Here is a 17,240-nt window from a genome sequence, read left to right as displayed (position 1 = left end):
CATGGCCGCCGCACCGCTTAATGACTGGAACGTGCCCAAGCGCACCACCGGCTTGGTGCTGATTTGCTGCTGGCTCGCCATCCTCGCTGAGGGTTACGACGTCGGCGTTCTGGGGGCAGTGCTTCCGGCGCTGGCCGAGTACAAGCAATGGAACCTCAGCCCGCTTGCCCTGGGTGGGCTGGGATCATATGCCTTGATCGGCATGCTTATTGGAGCCCTGTTCATCGGGACTCTCAGCGACCTCGTAGGCCGTAAGAAGATGCTGTTGGCTTCCATGGTCATCTTCACGATCACCCAGGCAGGTGCGGCCTGGGCTCCCACGCCCGAGCTGTTTGGCATCTTCCGCCTCATTGGGGGACTCGGCATGGGCGGCGTCATCCCCGTGGCCGCAGCCCTGACAATCGAGTACTCAGCTCCCAATAGGCGTTCCTACAACTACGGCCTCATGTATTCGGGCTACTCGCTGGGCATCGTTGCGGCCGCGCTTGCTGCGATGTTCGTGCTGCCGGTTGGTGGCTGGCGGGCGGTCATCGCTATTGGTGCCGCGCCGATTGTCCTGCTGCCCATCATTTGGAAGTTCCTCCCCGAATCGTTGGAGTACCTCGAGTCCAAGGGACGTAAGACGGAGGCCAAAGCCTTGGCTGCCAAGCTGGAGATCGCCGACTACCAGCCGGTTGCAACGGTGGCGCAGCCCGGTTCCCCGGCCGCCTCACACACCGCCGATCCGTGGTGGAAGACCATTACCACGATGTTCTCCAGGAAGTACCTGCGCTCCACGGTGTTCTTCTGGATCTCCCTGTTCTGCGGCCTGGTACTCGTCTACGGGCTCAACACCTGGCTGCCGAGCATCATGAAGAAGGCCGGTTACGATCTCGGCTCGTCCCTGACGTTCCTGTTGGTCTTCAGCTTGGCATCGGCCATCGGCGGCCTACTCCTGGGCCGTGCGGCAGACAAGTACGGCAAGAAGCTCATCTTGGTGGTGTTTTACATCCTGGGTGGCCTGGGCATCATGCTCCTCGTCTTCCCCAACACCATGGTGGTCAACCTGCTGTTCGTGGCCTTCGCAGGCATCGGTTCCATCTCCACGTCGCTGGTCCTCACGGGCTACATCGCAGATTACTACCCGGCCAAGGTGCGCGGTACCGCCACGGGTTGGGCCCTCAGCTTTGCCCGTCTGGGCGCGATCTCCGGACCACTGATCGGCGGTTGGATTGCAGGTTCCAAGCTGCCGTTCGAGGCCAACTTCGCGATCTTCGCGGGCATCGCAGTGGTGGCAGCAGCCGCCGTCGCAATGATTCCGAAGCCGCAACCCGAGGTGACAGTTGTTGCGCCCAGCGCGGGAGCCGACGTCGCGGATCCGGACGACGAGACCGCGGTAGTCAGCACCCACTAGGAGAATCATGGACGCGTTTCCTGAAGCGAGTGTTGAGCGGACGGTTGAGTGGGTAGACACCGATGCCTCCGGCCACCAACACAACTCGGCCATCCTCCGATGGGTGGAAGCCGCCGAGGCAGAGCTGTTCCGCTCCCTGGAGCTGCCGGACTACTTTCCCAACGCTCCTCGCGTCCAGCAGGTGATCAACTACAAGGCCAAGCTCTGGTTCGGCCAGCGCGTCACCGCCACGGTGAAAATCCACGCGCTCGGCCGGACCTCGCTGACCATGGCCTTCGAGGTCCGCGGCCACTCGCGTGAAGATGCTGGCGGAACGCCCGACGGCGTCACTCACCAGGGTGCATCGTCGGACGGCAGCGAGGTGGCCGCCTTCGGGACGGTCACCACGGTCCATGTCCCCAACGGCACCACCGCCGCGCAGCCTTGGCCGGAACATTTTGTCCGCGCTGTGCAGGCCGCCGAATAGCCTCGCGAGATGGCAGATAACCCCAATGTTGAGCCTTGGCATTGGGTTTAAATGCCATCTCGGCGGACGTGCCCCTACGGGACGAAGGCCTGCGCTAGCGTACCGTGCCCGCGGACGGTGATGTCGCCGTCGGCCGCGGAGACGAACAGTGACTGCCCCCTGGTGATGCTTCGCCCATGGGGAGCGGCGTTGGTAGCGGCCGTGATGTCACCGTCGAGGCAGACCAGGATGCGGGGTCCGTCGCCGGGCAGGATGACCTTGCCTTCTGCTGATCGGTTCGGGCGAGTGATGCTGAGGGCGAATTCCGGGACTGGAGGTCCGAACACGTGTGTCACCGCGTCGCCCGGCCCGGTGGAAACGTCGAAGCCCCAGGACGAGAAGTCAATGGCATGGAGCATGGACTCGATATCGATGTGCTTCGAGGTGAGGCCCAGCCGGAGGACGTTGTCCGAGTTGGCCATGATTTCCAGGCCAAATCCGCCAAGGTAGGCATGTGGAACGCCGTCGCCAAGAAAGACGAGCTGGCCAGGCTCGAGCTGGACACGGTTCAACACCAGGGAAACTACCGCGCCGACGTCGCCGGGGTACTGTTGTGCGAGTTCGACAACCGTCGCGCACGCTGCCCGGACGTCAGGGTCCGGATGAGACGCGGCCGAGGACGCAGAAATTCCGACCACAGCGTTGATGACTTCCGCGTCCAGGCCGACCATGGTTTCCAGCATCAGCTTGAGCCCGTCCTCAGCCCGTACGTCACTGAGCAGTGCCCTCACCGGTGACAACGGCCCCGCAATGGCGTCCAGGAGCCGCACTATCTCTTCAAGTGGCCGGAATCCGACGAGTCCCTCGAACGCGGTGATGGCATAGACCATTTCGGGCTTGTTGCTTCGATCCTTGAAGCTGCGCCGCGGATCTGACAGGGGCACTCCCCGGCTTTCTTCTTCGCGGTAGCCGCGCTCGGCCAGCTCCCGCGTCGGATGGACCTGGATGGAGAGTGGCTTTGCTGGCGCCAGGAGCTTGACCAGGTATGGCAAGCGTCCAAAGCCTGCCATTACCCTTTCTCCCAGGTGCCTGCGTTCATTCCGGCTGACGAATTCATCCAGCCCTTCCGCTCCTCCGGGCGCTTCGACGGTGGATGGACCTGTGGGATGCGCCCCCAGCCAGAGTTCGGCAAAGGGCTCCCCGTCAGGAGTCAGGTTGAGGAATTCGGGCATGGCCGCGATGGATCCCCAGTCATAGGAGCGCCGGGCGCCTGTCAGTAAATGCACGGGATGGTTCCTTTTCTTATGGTTTGTGGGCTCACTACGACGCGGTGTGAACCGAGGCCGTGTGCAGCAGCGCGTGAAGAGGGTGATCTGTCGGAAGGGTCGCCAGTTGTGCCACGCCGTCCAAGGGGCCTCCCAGAGGTGCAAGGATCTCGGCGTTTGGCCAGGCCTGTTCCAGTTTGCGTTGCAAGGGCAAGGCAACCCTTGGGTTTGACAGGATCTTTCCCACCCAGCTGATGGAGGGGTTGTCCGCCGGCGTCCAGCCGGTGTTGCGGAGGCTGGCGCCCACGGATAACGCCAGCTCATCGGTGGCATGATCAACGATCCGCGCCGAGACCTGGTCATGGTCGGAGAGATCAATGATGGTGCGGGCGTAGGAGGCTACGAACGAGATCCGCTCGGGCTTGGATTGGATCTCAATGTAGGCCGTCTCTACATCCGGGAAATCCTGCTGGACCACTTCGAGAATCGCGGTCGGATGTCCCCGTCCGTCGTGCGCCCGCATGGCGGCGTCCAGGCCTGCCCGCCCAATCCAGTACCCGCTTCCAGCGTCGCCCATGATGTTCCCCCAACCATCTACGCGCGAGTACCCGCCGGGTCCGGTCGCAAGGGTCACGACGCCGGTGCCGGCCGCCAGCGCTGCTCCACCGCGCTCGCCAAGGCAGCCGAGGTAGCCCGAGATGGAGTCGTGCGCCAAGCGGATCGCGGTGACGCCGAGGTCTTCGCAGGCCGCCAAAATGCTTCCGGCGTCAGCATTGGCGGGAGTCAGGCCGGAAAGCGCTGCAGCAACGTGAACTCCTTCCCCCGGCTGCCCTGTGAGGACTGAGCGGATGACGCGTTCGAGCTGGGGCATGAGAGGGCCATCGGTGAGGAGCGGGGGAAATTCGCGTTCCAGTTTTGTGGCTGTCCCGGCCAGTAGCCTGGCGCGGATGGAGGACTGACCGCCATCAATGGCGACGACGGTGGAGGGAGGGATCACAGGGATTGCTTTCGTTGGTCAGCTGTTCCCGGCGCCTGATGAAGCGCCGGGATTGACGGTGATTTTGAGGGTATTGATGCCGTTCAGGAGGAAGGCGCCAACATCGTGGAGCACCGGTTCCCGGCCGGGGCTGGATCCAAGTGCATGGCCATTGATGCTCGCCGAGGCGGACGGTGTCAGTCCGTGGAAGATCAGTTTGGTGCTTGGTTTCCCTGTGCTTCGCCAAGGAAAGTCCAGGCTGTACTCCCATCCACAATGCGCAATCCACTCCGCCGTTGCGCTGGCCAAGAGGCCTGCAGATGCTAAATCCTGGCGGATGGCTCCAGGACGTGACGTGGGGATCAGCTGGCCGGATACGCCGCGGGGTGCTGGTCCCGCAAGGAGGCGCATGTGCCAACCTGAAGTCAGGCTGCGGTGCAGGACGTCGGTTTTCAGCTCCGCATCGAAGTAATCTCTCATGACGGATCAGACAGCCAGGGCGGCGTTCGCGGGGAGCGGCGCCGTGGGCACTGCGCGCAGATCGTTTGCCGTCCTGAGGACGGCAGGCGAGATGAAGTCCAAAGGATCCACCACACTGGATCCGGTGGTTACCATGAACGTCCATTCCGAACCGGCAGGCAAGGTGACCAGTGCATGGTCGACCCGGGCATCTGGATCTACACGATCCACCTGGAGGGTGATGTCACGGGCCAGCGATGTTGCCTTCACGCTGATCGCGTAACCCCCTTTCACCGCCTTGACCGAGGCTTCCAACGGCTCAGGGTTGAGTCGAAGGCTGATGTCTTCCACGAACGTGTGGACAACGCGCTCCGGTCCGAGGCTGACCACCAAGGCTTCGTTGGAGGGGTCCTCGGGTGTCGACAAATCCTGCCGAACCGGCAGCGTGAGCACGGCGCGGGCGGGAACTTCCACCAGTTCTTCGTGTTCGTTCCGGACTGCACCATCGAGCGTCTGCAGGCAAAGGGTCAAGGGACCGCTCCAGGTCTCGTCCGTATCGTTCACCAAGGAGACCGCCAACTGGCCATCACGGTCTCCGAGGGAGATGATCCGTGGTGCGTACGCCAGTCGCAGGGCATGCCACAGGGGCTTGGGCCTTTCTTCCGAGTCCACTGCCGCCCAGGAGGTGACGGGCCAGCAGTCGTTGAGCTGCCACACGATGGCCCCTGCCGTGCGGGGCCACCATGAGCGGTAATGCTCAATCGCATATCGCACTGCGCGTGCCTGGTTGAGCTGGGTAGCCCAGTGCCAGTCCTGGAAGTCGGCGGGTATGCCCAGATGCCGCTCCAGGCCTCGATCCAGCTTTCCGTTGCCGTCGTCCGCTTTCTGATGGACCAGGAAATTCTGGTCCTCCTTCCCGTTGGCTGCATTAGCCAGCGGGCCGCCGTCGACTGCGTGCACAAAGTCGCTCAGAGTGCGCCAGGTCGGAGGGCCCTGGAACCCAAATTCGGAGCAGAACCTGGGAATCTCGCTCCGGTATTCGGAGTAGTCGATCCTGTTCCACACCTCCCACTGGTGATGCGTGCCGTGATCGGGATCGTTCGGGTGAATGTCCTCCGGCTTCTGGCCGGGGGAGTAGGGGCTGTTATCGCAGTAAGGGCGTGTGGGATCAAGCTCAGCAACGATCCCGCCGAGGAGTTCGTGGGCATAGAGATCACCCCAACTCCGTCCTCCCAGCTCTTCCTTCCAGCCCCAATCTTCGTGGCCCCAGACGTTTTCGTTTCCGCCGTTCCAGACCACCAGGGAAGGGTGGGAAGAGAGCCGAACCACGTTTTCGCGGGCCTCCGCCTCGATCTCCTCCCAGACCTGTGACTCCTCCGGGTAGGAAGCGCAGGCGAGCAGGAAATCCTGCCACACAAGAACGCCACGCTCATCGCAGGCCTCGTAGAAGTCTTCTGTTTCGTAGATCCCTCCACCCCACACGCGGAGCAGGTTCATGTTCGCTCCGAGGGCTTGATCCACTCGACGCTCGATCCGGTCACGCGTGATCCGGGTCAGCAAATGATCATCCGGGATCCAGTTGGCGCCCTTGACGAACACGGGTGTGCCGTTGACGCTGAGGGTGAAGGCCGTGCCAGTCTCGTCCTTGCTGGTATCGAGGTCCACGTTACGGAAACCGATCCGGCGTTCCCATGAATCAAGTTCGACGCCGCTGGATTCGTTCAGACGGACCTGTAGCTCGGCCAAGGGCTGATCACCGTAGCCAGCGGGCCACCACAACGGAGCATTGGGAACCTCCAGCCTCAGGACGGCGGAATCACTGCCAACTGGGACTGCTGCGGTGACTGCTTGCCCCAAAACGGTGGCTGACAAGGCAAGCTCACCCTCATGGCCAAGCCCGGAGCGCTCAATCAAGACCCGAAGCTCCACGGATCCTGTTCCATCGGGAGCTACAGTGACCAGCGGAGTAACCTGGGCTATCCGCGCCACGGACCAGCGCTCAATCCTGGCTTCTTTCCACAGCCCTGCTGTCCTCAGATCCGGACCCCAGTCCCAACCGAAGCTGCACGCCATTTTCCTGACGAAGTTGAATGGCACGGGGTGATACGCGCTGGGGCGGTCACCCAAGGCTGCACGAAGTTCCTCGGCGTAAGCGGTAGCGGAACGCAGCGTGACGGCCAGTGTTTTCCCTGTTCCATCAGCAGCGGATCTGGCATCGAACCTATACGAGCGGTGCATGTTCGCCGTGCGTCCCAGCTCGACGTCCCCGAGCTTGATGCTGCCGACCGTGTCCACGCCATCGAAAACGAGGTCGACGCGCTCGCCTTCCCCAGGAACGGGGAGCGTCAGTGGCAGCTCGTAGCACCAATCGACGTGGTGCATCCACTGCAGCTTCTTCTCATTTGAGTCCAGATAAGGATCCGGGATGAGTCCAGCCCGCAGTAGGTCCGTATGTACGGACCCGGGTACTAAGGCCGGCACGCGTGCAGGGATTTCAGCTGGTACCGGTCCAGCCACGGGAGCTACTGTCCAACCGTCATTCAATGGCGTCGAGATCATCTTCTTGGTCCTAGTTGTGTTCGAGAGTAGGAAGTTCTGCGGCTATTTCGTCCATATGTACCCACCGTTTGCTGAAGTGGTTGAAGCACACAGTGTTGTCTATGGCGTCACGATCCGGCGGAAGCTCGCTGGCAGCCACTTTGCCAACGCGTTCCGGATCCGGGGCAGCCTGGGCCAACAGCTGGGTGTAGGGGTGCTGTGGGTTGAGGATGACATCATCCGAGGGCCCGCGCTCCACCACCCTGCCCCTGTAAAGGACAAGGATTTCATCGGAGAAATGCCGGGCAGTGGCCAGATCATGGGTGATGTAGAGGACTGCGAGATTGTCTTCGCGCTGCAACCGTCCCAGCAGGTTCAATACGCCCAGGCGGATGGAGACGTCCAACATGGATACGGGCTCGTCGGCGATCAACACCTGGGCACCGGGTGCCAAAGCGCGGGCGATGGCAACCCGCTGGCGCTGACCACCGGAAAGCTCGTGTGGACGCTTGGCGGCGATCACTTCTGCGGGCGTCAGGTTCACGCGTTCGAGCATCTCCAGAACGCGGTGGTGTGTTTCAGCGGCCGTCCGTGTGCGCCCGTGGATCCTTAAGGGCCGGGCGATGTGGTGTTCGATCGAATGGAAGGGGTTCAGCGAGGCAAAGGGGTCCTGGAACACCATTTGCACGTGACGACGATAGACAGATCCGAGCACAGGGGTTTTATCATCCAACTGAACAGAGACCGAGCCGGATGTCGGTTTCTCCATCTGGGTCAGCAACTTGGCGATGGTTGACTTCCCCGATCCTGATTCCCCTACCAAGGCCACCGTTTTGCCTGGCAGCAAATCGAAGCTGACGCGGTCCACCGCCCGCAAGGACCGCCGTCGAAATCCCTCTCGAAGCGTGTATTCCTTGGTCAGGTTGGTCACGGAGACGGATGTCATGGCTGCTCCTCGAAGTCGTAGTTCCCGCCAAAGCCAGAGTCCTCGCCGGAACGGATGAACGCGCCCCGGCCGCCGCTGAGGCTGGGGAACGAGGCGAGAAGTTTGCGGGTGTAGGGATGGGACGCTGAGCGGTAGAGCGACTCCGCGCTGTCCAATTCCACAATCTCGCCCCGCAGCATCACGGCGATGCGATCACTGATTTCCAGAAGCAACGGCAGGTCATGCGTGATGAATACGACGGCGAAGTTCAGCTCCTCTTTCAGCCTCACGATCTCCCGCAGGATGTCCCGCTGGACCACCACATCAAGTGCGGTGGTGGGTTCGTCCATGATCATGACCTGCGGTTCCAGGAGCATGGCCATGGCGATCATGACGCGTTGCCGCATCCCTCCTGATAATTCATGCGGGTAGGAACGCAGGCGCTGGGGGTCTACACCCACGAGCCTGAGCACTTCGGCGCAGCGGGCCTGCCGTGCCGCCTTGCGGAGGCTCGGCTCGTGCGCACGGAGCGTATCGTCCAGTTGGTTGCCGACGGTGCGGACAGGGTTCAGCGCGTTCATGGCACCCTGGAAAACCATGGACAGTTTTGACCAGCGGAAGCGGCGCAGGGCCTCGTCCTCCAACTCCAGGAGGTCCACGTCGTGGCCGTCGCGGTCGTGGAAGGTGACTTCACCGGATGCGATACGGGCTGGGGGTTGGTGGAGGCGGTTGATGGCGTAGGCCAACGTGGTCTTACCGCAGCCGGATTCGCCAGCCAGGCCAAGGATCTCACCGCGGCCCAGCTCGAAGCTTGCGTTCTTGACAGCTGGCACTGGATGATCCGTCTCATAGACGACGCTCAGGTTCTTGACCGTTAGAACGGGTCCGCGGGTTGTGCGGACGGGCGCTTGCCCGAGTGCGAGGTCGGCGCTCATGAGGTCACAGCCTTCTTTTCGATCCGGGCAGCCTGCCGTGCGCGTTTCCGCACGAGCCGGACATTCTTGAGTTTCGGGTTGATGATCTCGTCTATGGAGAAGTTGATCAGCGAGAGTCCCATGCCGAAGAGGGCGATCATCAGCCCTGGCGGGAGGAACCACCACCACGCTCCCAACGGCAGGGCGAACCCGTTCTGCGCATAGAACAGCATGGTGCCGAGGGTGGACGAACTTGAGGCACCTAGTCCAAGGAACGACAATCCGGCTTCGCCGAGAATCGCCGCGATCACGGAGAACACGAACTGGGACGCGAGAACCGGCAGAAGGTTGGGCAGGATTTCGACGGCGATAACGCGCCACGCGCGCTCGCCGGAAACCCTCGACGCTGCAACGTAATCGCGATTCCTCACGGACAGGGTTTGTGCGCGAAGGACCCTGGCCGACGCGGCCCAACTGGTCAGGGCAAGGACCACTGCGATGGTCCATAATCCGCGGCTCTCGCGAGGCACGAAGCCGGAGATCACGATGACCAGCGGCAGGCCCGGGATCACCAGGAACACGTTGGAGAGCAGGGAGAAGACCTCATCTGCGAATCCACCGATGTAGGCGCCGTAGATGCCAAAGAACGCGGAGAGGACGGTTGCAAGAACACCTACCAGGAAGCCGATCTGGAGTGATCCGCGGGTTGCATGGGCAAGCTGAGCCAAGACGTCCTGCCCGGTTTGCGTGGTGCCTAGCCAGTGCTCGCCAGTGGGCCCACTGAGTCCTATGTTGCTGATGGCGGCGGGATCGCCCACCAACAAGGGGCCGATGGCACCGAAAACCATGATGGATCCGATGAGGGCCAGGCCTGTGATCAGCCACGGGGTTGGGGTGGGGAGCATGAGGCGCCAGGCCGGTTTGGGCCGTTGGCCGCGACCGCGGGCCATGGTGGCCAGTTCTTCCGTTGCGTTTGCCTGCCCTGATATGGACTGGATGTTGGTCATGTGGGTTGCGCTCCTTAGCCTTTGGCCCGTGTCCGGGGATCGACCAGGCTGTAGAGGAGGTCGACCAGGAGGTTCGCTGCGAGGACAGCGATGGTGATGTACAGGAACACGCCCTGCATGAGTGCGTAATCGTTGTTGGTCACTGCCGCCAGCAGCCGCGATCCGATTCCCGGGTATGAGAAGACCTGCTCGGTCACCACGGAGCCCGAGACGACGAACCCGAGCGAGATGGCAAAACCGGCAACGGACGGGAGAACCGCGTTACGGGCAGCGTAGTTACGCAGGATCCAGCGGTCCGGAAGTCCCTTGGCCCGGGCCGTGAGGACATAGTCCTCTGACAACGTCGAGACCATCATGTTGCGCATTCCCAACAGCCATCCTCCGAGGGATGCGATGACAATGGTCAGGGCAGGAAGGACTGCGTGTTCTATGGCCGAGAGGATGAAAGGGCCGTTCAATCCGGGGTCGAGGACCACGTTGTAGCCTCCTTGGCCCGGGAAGAGGCCGAGTCCACGGGAGAGGATGTACACCAGCACCAAGGCGAGCCAGAAGTAGGGGACGGCGGCAAGAAGCGTTGTCGCTGGAACCAAGGAGTCCAGCCACGTACCGGGCCTCCAGCCAACGAAGGCTCCGAGCAGGATTCCCAGGGTGGCGGCAATGATGGTGGAGACGCCTACCAGGATCACTGTCCACGGCATTGATGCTCCGATGACGTCCGTAACTTTAGCCGGGAAGTAGCTGATGGACACTCCGAGATCGCCCCGGAAGATGTTGCTCAGGTAAGACCAGTACTGCGCGAGGATGGGCTGCGAGTCATCACCACCCAGGAGGATGGCGTAGGACTGGCGCGTCTCAGCGGTGATGCTGCCTCCCCGCTGTTGGAGCTTGGCCAGCAGGATGTCCACGGGATTGCCTGGCAACATCCGGGGGATGATGAAGTTCAGGGTCAAGGCCGCCCAGAGAGCTGCGGCATAGAAGCCCAGTTTTCGGATGACGTAGTTCACTGTTTAGCCTTCAGCGGGCTTGAGGGACTTGAAGATTTGGGCAGCATCCAAGCGGGACCAGACTGCGGGGAAGGCATACATGTTCTCTTCGCTGGGCCAGCCAGTGAACTTGGCCTTGTTCCAGATGCTGGTGGTGCCTCCGGTTACCACGGGGATGTAAGGCATGTCCTTGAGGATGGCCGCCTGGATGATGTCAAACTGCTTCTGCCGTTCGGCTTTGTTGTCGAAACGGAGGTTCTTGACCGATTCCAGGGCTGCGTCGACTGCTGGGTTTGAGTACCGCGCGTAGTTCGTGCCTGCAGTTTGGCCCACTGGCGCCGAGGTGGCGGAGGAGAAGAAGTAGTTGTAGACGTAGTAAGGGTCTGCCGCTGGCCCTTGGTACAGCGAATCGATGGCCAGCTGGAACTTGCCCTTGCTGCGCTTGTCGGTCCACTCGTTCCAGGAAGACTGCGAAGCCTGGACGTCGATTCCAGCGGCTTTGGCCTGCTCGGAAATGGTCTGGATTGCGGTGATGTAGTCCGTCCATCCCGTCACGACCTCAACGGTCAGGCTGAGCTTCTGGCCGTTCTTTGCGTAGATTCCATCTGAGCCCTTGGCCCATCCGGCTGCCTCCAGGGTTTGTTGTGCCCCCTGGGTATCAGCTGTTTCGGGCGCAGTGGTGGGCTTCACCGCCGTCGAGATCCATTCAGCCTGGGTGTCGGTCAGGGCGAATGACGGCGAGATGGGTGACGCCGTGTTCTCGTAGGCCAGCTTGTTCAGCTGGGTGCGGTCGATGGCGAGGTAGAGGGCTTTCCGGACTGCCGGGTCTGTCTGCGGTCCTGTGCAGCCAAGGTCCGCGTTGGCGCAGGCGGCCAGGACCTGCTGGCTTTGGGCCACTGTTTGCTTCTCATACTTGGGGAAATTCTTGGACACGTTCTGAATGTCCGGAACAGGGCCGGTTTGCCAGTCGATGGTGCCTGAAGCGATGGCGTCAGCACCTGCGGTGTTGCCGGAAAGGGCGATGTATCGAACGTTCTTGACGGCCGGTTCGCCGCCCCAGTAGGTGGGGTTGGCCTTCAGCGTAAATGCCTGGGGCTTGAAGTCCGCCAACTGGTAGGCGCCAGTCCCTACCGGCTTTTCCACGACGTCGGTCTCGGGGTTGATCTTTGACCAGATGTGCTCGGGAACAATAACGGCCTGCGTGAGGATGTCCGGTCCTGTGACAAAGGCGGGGCTGTCCCACACGAACGTGACGTGGTTAGGGTCCACCACGTTCACGGTTCCCTTGAATCCCAAGCTGTTCAGCGCGGGATGTTGCTTGAGCAGGTTGAAGGTGAAGGCCACGTCATTTGCCGTGAAGGCTTCGCCGTCGCTCCATTTCACGCCCTCGCGAAGAGTGACGGAGAGCTGGGTGCCGGCCTCGTTCCAGGTGAATTCCTTGCCGAGGAGTGGCTCAGGCTTGGCATCTGCTGCCGCCTTGTTTTGGTAAAAGAGCGGCTCGAAGATAGCCCCCGGCCCCGCTACCTGGGAGGGCGAGAACGGGTTGAAGTTGATCTGGTAGTCGCCGGCCTGACCGGTGTATGCGATCAGTGTTGAGTCGCCTGCTGCGCTGGTTCCGCCGCCTGAACAACCGCTGAGGAGGAGGCCGAGTGCAGTCGCGCCGGCGGCCATTGCAAGGGTGCTGCGCCGAAGTTTGGCAGCCCGGTTTGGAAAGTTGAGGAGCATCCCTGGTCCCTTTCATCTAGCCGGACCGCTATGACCGGCTGGGGTTTTTATGTGCCGTGGATCACGACCTATGAAAAAGTTAGGTGATTAAATTAAGTCAGTCAAGTTATTATGAACCCAGCCACTGTTACAGATTTGAAGAGGAGAAGGGTGAGGACCATTACGCCGCATCCACCGCCGGGCCCATCAACCCGGGCCAGGTTGCTGGACATCATGCGCACTCGGGGAACGGTCAGCCGGGTGGAACTGGTAGGTGCCACGGGCCTGACGCCGGGCACTATCACCAACGTGATCCGCGAACTGCTCGACGACGGCCTGGTGCGGGAGGTGGGGCAGTCCCGCTCAACAGGTGGGCAGCCCAGACGGCTCCTCAGGCTCCGGGCTCAAGCACACTACGCAGTGGGGGTCCAAATGGATCGATGCACCAGCTCCGTGGTTCTCGCCGACTTCACCGGGCGCTTGGTGGCAGAAAAGACGCTCCAAGGATCAGGGAGCCACAGCCCTGAAGAGATGCTTCAGATTCTTGCTGCCCACATCCACAAACTCCTTGAGGTCCAGGAGGTGCCGCTCGAGAGTGTGCTCGGAATAAGCCTTGTCACGCACGGTCCGCAGGACAGGATCAAGGGCACTCTTCTTGCGCCCCGTCCCGGTCCGCAGTGGTACGGCCATCCGCTCGTCCCGTCGCTGTCACGGCTCACTGGACTGCCCGTGATCCTGGAGAACGATGCCACTGCTGCCGCGATAGGCGAGCAATGGCTAGGGGACGTCGCCGCCGATTCTTTCGGAGTGATCTACATGGCAAGTGGCCTGGGTGGCGGAGCCGTAGTGAACCGGGAGGTATATCGCGGAAGTGGCTCCAACACGGTGGAGATTGGCCACATCACCCTCGACGCAGACGGACCGCTCTGTGAATGCGGCAACAGGGGATGCGTGGAGAATCTCTGCGGCGCAGCTGCTGTAGTGGCCAAGGCCGTGGGGGACGTGGCGCTACGTGACCGCTTGGGACTCAAGGACAATCCCGCGGAAACGCTCAACGATTTTGAACTCATTTCATCGGCGGCGATGGCCGGTGATGCCCCTGCCCGGCTTTTGCTCCAGGACGCGGCACGCGGGCTAGGACAGGTCGCAGTGACCTTGGTGAACCTCTTCGACCTCAGCACAGTGGTGCTTGCCGGGCCAGCCTTCTCGGCGGCCGGCCCGCTCATCCGCGACACGATCTCGGCAACCGTCAACGCCGCCGCCTTCAACCGCGAGCTGCAGCCAATCGACGTCGTCCTGTCCTCGCATGGTTCGCTCGCCGCCGCCATCGGAGGCTCTTTGCAGGTACTCCGAACGGCCAGCGCCACCAAGGAGCGGAAGCCCGTTCCGCCGTCGTACTTTCACGGACACAACCATCAACAATTTGCCAGCCTCAACCCCTGAACGATCCCGGAGGAACGCATGTCCCAACTTTTAGAGCCCTTGCAGCAGGTGCAGCAGTTCACCATGCTGCGCCGCGATGGCGTCAGCCTCGTCCTTAGGCATCTGCCAACGGGCCTGCCCTCCGTCCTGCATTGGGGTGCGGACATCGGGCCCTTGGAGAGCGGTGACCTCGACGCTTTGGTGCTTGCCAGCGCTCGCCAAACGCCGCCCGGAACGCTCGACGCCGCGTGGCAGCTCAGCATTCTGCCGCAGGAAGGTGATGGCTGGGCAGGTCGACCCGGGTTGGTAGTCACCCGGGAGGGCGCGCCGGTCTTTCCGCGGTGGACGGTAACCGACGTCGATGCCAGCGACTACGAGGTGGAAGTCACTGCCGCTGACATCGCCAACGGTCTGGAAATTCACAGCGCGCTTGCCTTGACGCCAGGCGGGGTGGTCACGGTGGTGCACCGCCTGGTGAACCAAGGAGCGGCCGCCCTTGACGTCCATTGGCTGGAAGCAACCATGCCCGTGCCGAAGACCGCAGACTGGCTGACCTCGTTTTCCGGTCGGTGGACGCGGGAGAAAGCGCCCTTCACGATCGGGATGCCCAGGGGTGCGGTCAGCCGGGAAACAAGGCGCGGCCGTGGCGGACATGATGCTCCGCACCTGGAAATCGCGAGCCTTGATAAGCCTAAGAACCGGACCGGGGAGATGTGGGCCGTCCACTTGGGCTGGAGCGCCGACTGCACGTACCGCACGGACCGGATGACCGAATCGGTCACGCTGCTGGGGGCCGGCGAACTTCTGCGTGCGGGCGAAATGCGGTTGGCACCTGGCGAAAGCTACAGCACACCTAAGGCATGGTTCGCGTGGTCCGATGCCGGGCTTGATGGCTTGTCTTCCCGCTTCCACCAATCCCTGCGCTCGCGGGAGCAGCACCCGGCCAGCACCCGGCCTTTGGTGCTGAATACCTGGGAGGCCGTGTACTTCGACCACGACCCGGCCACGCTGACACGGTTGGCGGAACGCGCTGCCGAAGTTGGAGTCGAAAGGTTCGTCCTCGATGACGGTTGGTTCATGGCCAGGCGTGACGACACCAAGGGATTGGGAGACTGGACAGTGGATCACGCTGTTTGGCCCCAGGGACTGGGTCCTTTGGCGAAACGCGTCCATGAGCTTGGAATGCAGTTCGGGCTGTGGTTCGAGCCCGAAATGGTGAACCTGGACTCGGATCTTGCAAGGAAGCATCCTGACTGGCTGCTGCACAATCCGGACCACGTCTGGCAGTCTCCGAACGATTTGTCCTGGCGTACGCAATTTGTTGTGGATCTGGCCAACGCCGGCGCCTATGAGCACATCCGCGGTCAAATGAGCGCGCTCATTGATGAGCTTGGAATCGACTTCATCAAGTGGGACCACAACCGGGACCTCGTGGAACCTGTACATGCGGGCACGGTGGGCGGACCTGGGAAGCCGGGCACCCATGAGCACACATTGGCGGCCTACCGGCTGATACGTGAGCTCAAGGAAACCCACCCTGGCCTGGAAATCGAGTCCTGTTCCAGCGGAGGGGCGAGGACGGACCTGGGCATTCTGGAGTTCGCGGACAGGGTTTGGGCCTCGGACTCCAATGACGCTGTGGAGCGGCAGGACATCCAGCGGTGGACCCAGTTGCTGTTGCCCCCGGAAATGGTGGGAGGCCACGTTGGACCCACCACTTCCCATAGTTCAGGCAGGACCGTGGACTTCTCTTACCGGGCCGCCACCAGCTTGATGGGCTCCGCAGGCTTTGAGTGGAACCTCCTGGAATGCAGCCCTGAAGAGCTTAAGACTGTGCGGGGCTTCGCTGCCTTATACAAAGAGCTCCGTCACGTGCTGCATACAGGAACGTCGGTACACGGCGATGTCCTGGACCCTGCCTTGCGGGTGACGGGAGCCGTCCTTCCGGATAAGAGCGAGGGAGTGTGGACCATCGCCTCAGTGGCGACTCTGGAAGACGCCCTGCCGGAGAAGGTTCGTTTGCACGGATTGGACGTTTCCACGCGCTATCGCGTCCGGCTTCGCAAGGAATTGGGCGAGGCCCGCCGCGGCTGGATCACGCCGCCTTGGGTGTCAGCAGGTGAAGTGACGCTTCCGGGGAGTGTCCTTGTCCGGGAAGGCTTGCAGATTCCCTTGCTGTGGCCAGCCCAAGCGCTGGTTCTGCACGTGCAAAGCGTCTAGCCGCCTGGTGGTTTTGGCGCCCGGCGGTCTAGGCGCCGTGTGGTTTTGACGCCCGTGGTTTAGGCGCCCGGTACGGGTGCGGGGTCTCCCTATGAAGGTGCAGGCCCCGTACCCGGCCATTCCGACGTACTGCCGCGCCGCACTATGCGGCCAGTGGGTACGTGCACCACGGTCTGGACCGCCCCGGCATGTGTTTTCATCAATACGTCCGCCACCGTCTGCCCCAGTTCATACACGTCCAGACTGATGACCGAAAGGGGTGGAGAGGCGAGACGACAGTTGGGCCCGTCATCCCAGGCGAGCAAGGAAACGTCCTCAGGTACGTTCAAGCCCAGGTCTTGAACTGCGCCCAATCCAGCTACTGCCATCATGCTGTTTTCGTAGATCACAGCACTGGGAGGCTCGGCTGCCGACAGTATCTCCCGAGTTCGTTGCCGACCCGATTCAGCCGAATAGTCGCCCTCTGCAGACAGACCTTTGATGTTACGTTGGGCAACAGCCTGATTGAAGGCCGTGCTCCTGGACTTTGTGTGGTGAAGGTGTCCCGGTCCGGAAACACGTCCGATCACTTTGTGGCCCAAACCCGCGAGGAAGTCCACGGCCATCTCCATGGCTCCGGAGTTATCCACGTCCACCAAGGATGCGCCGGCGGTCGGTGGGCCGCCCAGTATGACCACGGGCAACCCGAGCTCCAAGCACCGCTCCGCGCGGGAGTCATCGTCTTGGGAGTCCACAATTACCACCACATCCACGTCACCGCTTTGGGCCCATTGCGGATAGGCGTTCAGCTCCTCCTGATAGGAACTGAATTGGCGCAGGAAGGCCGTCGCTCCGTGCCGGTCCAAGGCCTCTTCCATGCCGGTCAACAGTTCCTCAAAGAACGGATCCGTGCCGTGGGGGCCATTCTTGCTTTGCACTGCAACCCCGAATCGTGGTGGCCGGGGGCTTGCCGATGCGACGTTGTCCATGTGCTAAGTATGGCTTTGACC

14 protein-coding genes are annotated in these 17,240 nt (G+C 62.1%); 4 read left to right on the top strand and 10 right to left on the bottom strand.

The window, feature by feature from the left end; translation table 11 throughout:
- Position 1 precedes the first annotated feature (1 nt).
- Together AC1DD5_RS06980 and AC1DD5_RS06975 are read left to right on the top strand one after the other, a co-directional pair.
- On the top strand, positions 2 to 1,393 hold the full coding sequence (locus tag AC1DD5_RS06980) for an MFS transporter (RefSeq protein ID WP_477520985.1): 1,392 nt from the start codon (positions 2 to 4) through the stop codon (positions 1,391 to 1,393).
- Positions 1,394 to 1,400: 7 nt separating this feature from the next.
- Positions 1,401 to 1,859 carry an acyl-CoA thioesterase gene (locus AC1DD5_RS06975; protein ID WP_477520984.1) on the top strand — a complete coding sequence of 153 codons (459 nt, stop codon included), beginning with the start codon at positions 1,401 to 1,403 and terminating at the stop codon, positions 1,857 to 1,859.
- Positions 1,860 to 1,933: 74 nt separating this feature from the next.
- Here the strand turns inward: AC1DD5_RS06975 and manA are convergent, their stop codons facing one another.
- Genes manA through AC1DD5_RS06930 form a run of 9 tightly spaced genes read right to left on the bottom strand, consistent with a single transcriptional unit; the run spans position 1,934 to position 12,630 of the window.
- The gene (gene manA, locus AC1DD5_RS06970; protein ID WP_477520983.1) at positions 1,934 to 3,124 is read right to left on the bottom strand and encodes a mannose-6-phosphate isomerase, class I; all 1,191 of its coding nucleotides are present in this window, start codon (positions 3,122 to 3,124) and stop codon (positions 1,934 to 1,936) included.
- A 34-nt stretch (positions 3,125 to 3,158) separates the two neighbouring features.
- On the bottom strand, positions 3,159 to 4,100 hold the full coding sequence (locus AC1DD5_RS06965) for a BadF/BadG/BcrA/BcrD ATPase family protein (RefSeq protein WP_477520982.1): 942 nt from the start codon (positions 4,098 to 4,100) through the stop codon (positions 3,159 to 3,161).
- 18 nt (positions 4,101 to 4,118) lie between these two features.
- The gene (locus AC1DD5_RS06960; protein ID WP_477520981.1) at positions 4,119 to 4,559 is read right to left on the bottom strand and encodes a glycosyl hydrolase 2 galactose-binding domain-containing protein; all 441 of its coding nucleotides are present in this window, start codon (positions 4,557 to 4,559) and stop codon (positions 4,119 to 4,121) included.
- Positions 4,560 to 4,565: 6 nt separating this feature from the next.
- On the bottom strand, positions 4,566 to 7,097 hold the full coding sequence (locus tag AC1DD5_RS06955) for a glycoside hydrolase family 2 protein (RefSeq protein WP_477520980.1): 2,532 nt from the start codon (positions 7,095 to 7,097) through the stop codon (positions 4,566 to 4,568).
- 10 nt (positions 7,098 to 7,107) lie between these two features.
- Positions 7,108 to 8,022: an ABC transporter ATP-binding protein gene (locus AC1DD5_RS06950; RefSeq protein ID WP_477517446.1), complete on the bottom strand. Its 915-nt coding sequence runs from the start codon at positions 8,020 to 8,022 to the stop codon at positions 7,108 to 7,110.
- Entirely contained in the window at positions 8,019 to 8,936 is a 918-nt protein-coding gene (locus AC1DD5_RS06945; RefSeq protein ID WP_477520979.1) for an ABC transporter ATP-binding protein, read from the bottom strand. Before AC1DD5_RS06945 ends, AC1DD5_RS06950 begins: the two co-directional genes overlap by 4 nt.
- Positions 8,933 to 9,922, bottom strand: coding sequence for an ABC transporter permease (locus AC1DD5_RS06940; protein ID WP_477520978.1), 990 nt, complete (start codon positions 9,920 to 9,922; stop codon positions 8,933 to 8,935). Before AC1DD5_RS06940 ends, AC1DD5_RS06945 begins: the two co-directional genes overlap by 4 nt.
- Before the next feature lie 14 nt (positions 9,923 to 9,936).
- A complete protein-coding gene (locus tag AC1DD5_RS06935) occupies positions 9,937 to 10,926 on the bottom strand; it encodes an ABC transporter permease (protein WP_477517443.1) in 990 nt (329 codons plus the stop codon).
- 3 nt (positions 10,927 to 10,929) lie between these two features.
- Positions 10,930 to 12,630 (bottom strand): ABC transporter substrate-binding protein, encoded by a 1,701-nt coding sequence (locus AC1DD5_RS06930; protein WP_477517442.1) that lies wholly within the window; start codon positions 12,628 to 12,630, stop codon positions 10,930 to 10,932.
- A gap of 150 nt (positions 12,631 to 12,780) precedes the next feature.
- On the opposite strand from AC1DD5_RS06930, the gene AC1DD5_RS06925 reads away from it, so the two are divergent.
- Positions 12,781 to 14,052, top strand: a complete 1,272-nt coding sequence (locus AC1DD5_RS06925; RefSeq protein WP_477520977.1) for an ROK family transcriptional regulator — start codon at positions 12,781 to 12,783, stop codon at positions 14,050 to 14,052.
- Between the two features lie 18 nt (positions 14,053 to 14,070).
- A complete protein-coding gene (locus tag AC1DD5_RS06920) occupies positions 14,071 to 16,251 on the top strand; it encodes an alpha-galactosidase (RefSeq protein WP_477520976.1) in 2,181 nt (726 codons plus the stop codon).
- An 89-nt stretch (positions 16,252 to 16,340) separates the two neighbouring features.
- Here AC1DD5_RS06920 and AC1DD5_RS06915 read toward each other — a convergent pair whose 3' ends face one another.
- Positions 16,341 to 17,219: a LacI family DNA-binding transcriptional regulator gene (locus AC1DD5_RS06915; protein WP_477520975.1), complete on the bottom strand. Its 879-nt coding sequence runs from the start codon at positions 17,217 to 17,219 to the stop codon at positions 16,341 to 16,343.
- Positions 17,220 to 17,240: the final 21 nt, after the last annotated feature.

It is taken from the genome of Paenarthrobacter sp. 10L420 (assembly GCF_056395385.1).
Note: the sequence above shows the minus strand (reverse complement) of the source record. Positions and strands in the feature narration are given on the sequence as shown.

Bases quoted from the DNA above. Each gene is read 5' to 3' on its own strand.
- AC1DD5_RS06980 (WP_477520985.1), top strand. From the start codon at position 2: ATGGCCGCCGCACCGCTTAATGACTGGAACGTGCCCAAGCGCACCACC.
- AC1DD5_RS06920 (WP_477520976.1), top strand. From the start codon at position 14,071: ATGTCCCAACTTTTAGAGCCCTTGCAGCAGGTGCAGCAGTTCACCATG.
- AC1DD5_RS06975 (WP_477520984.1), top strand. From the start codon at position 1,401: ATGGACGCGTTTCCTGAAGCGAGTGTTGAGCGGACGGTTGAGTGGGTA.
- AC1DD5_RS06945 (WP_477520979.1), bottom strand. From the start codon at position 8,936: ATGAGCGCCGACCTCGCACTCGGGCAAGCGCCCGTCCGCACAACCCGC.
- AC1DD5_RS06960 (WP_477520981.1), bottom strand. From the start codon at position 4,559: ATGAGAGATTACTTCGATGCGGAGCTGAAAACCGACGTCCTGCACCGC.
- AC1DD5_RS06955 (WP_477520980.1), bottom strand. From the start codon at position 7,097: ATGATCTCGACGCCATTGAATGACGGTTGGACAGTAGCTCCCGTGGCT.
- AC1DD5_RS06950 (WP_477517446.1), bottom strand. From the start codon at position 8,022: ATGACATCCGTCTCCGTGACCAACCTGACCAAGGAATACACGCTTCGA.
- AC1DD5_RS06940 (WP_477520978.1), bottom strand. From the start codon at position 9,922: ATGACCAACATCCAGTCCATATCAGGGCAGGCAAACGCAACGGAAGAA.
- AC1DD5_RS06915 (WP_477520975.1), bottom strand. From the start codon at position 17,219: ATGGACAACGTCGCATCGGCAAGCCCCCGGCCACCACGATTCGGGGTT.
- AC1DD5_RS06930 (WP_477517442.1), bottom strand. From the start codon at position 12,630: ATGCTCCTCAACTTTCCAAACCGGGCTGCCAAACTTCGGCGCAGCACC.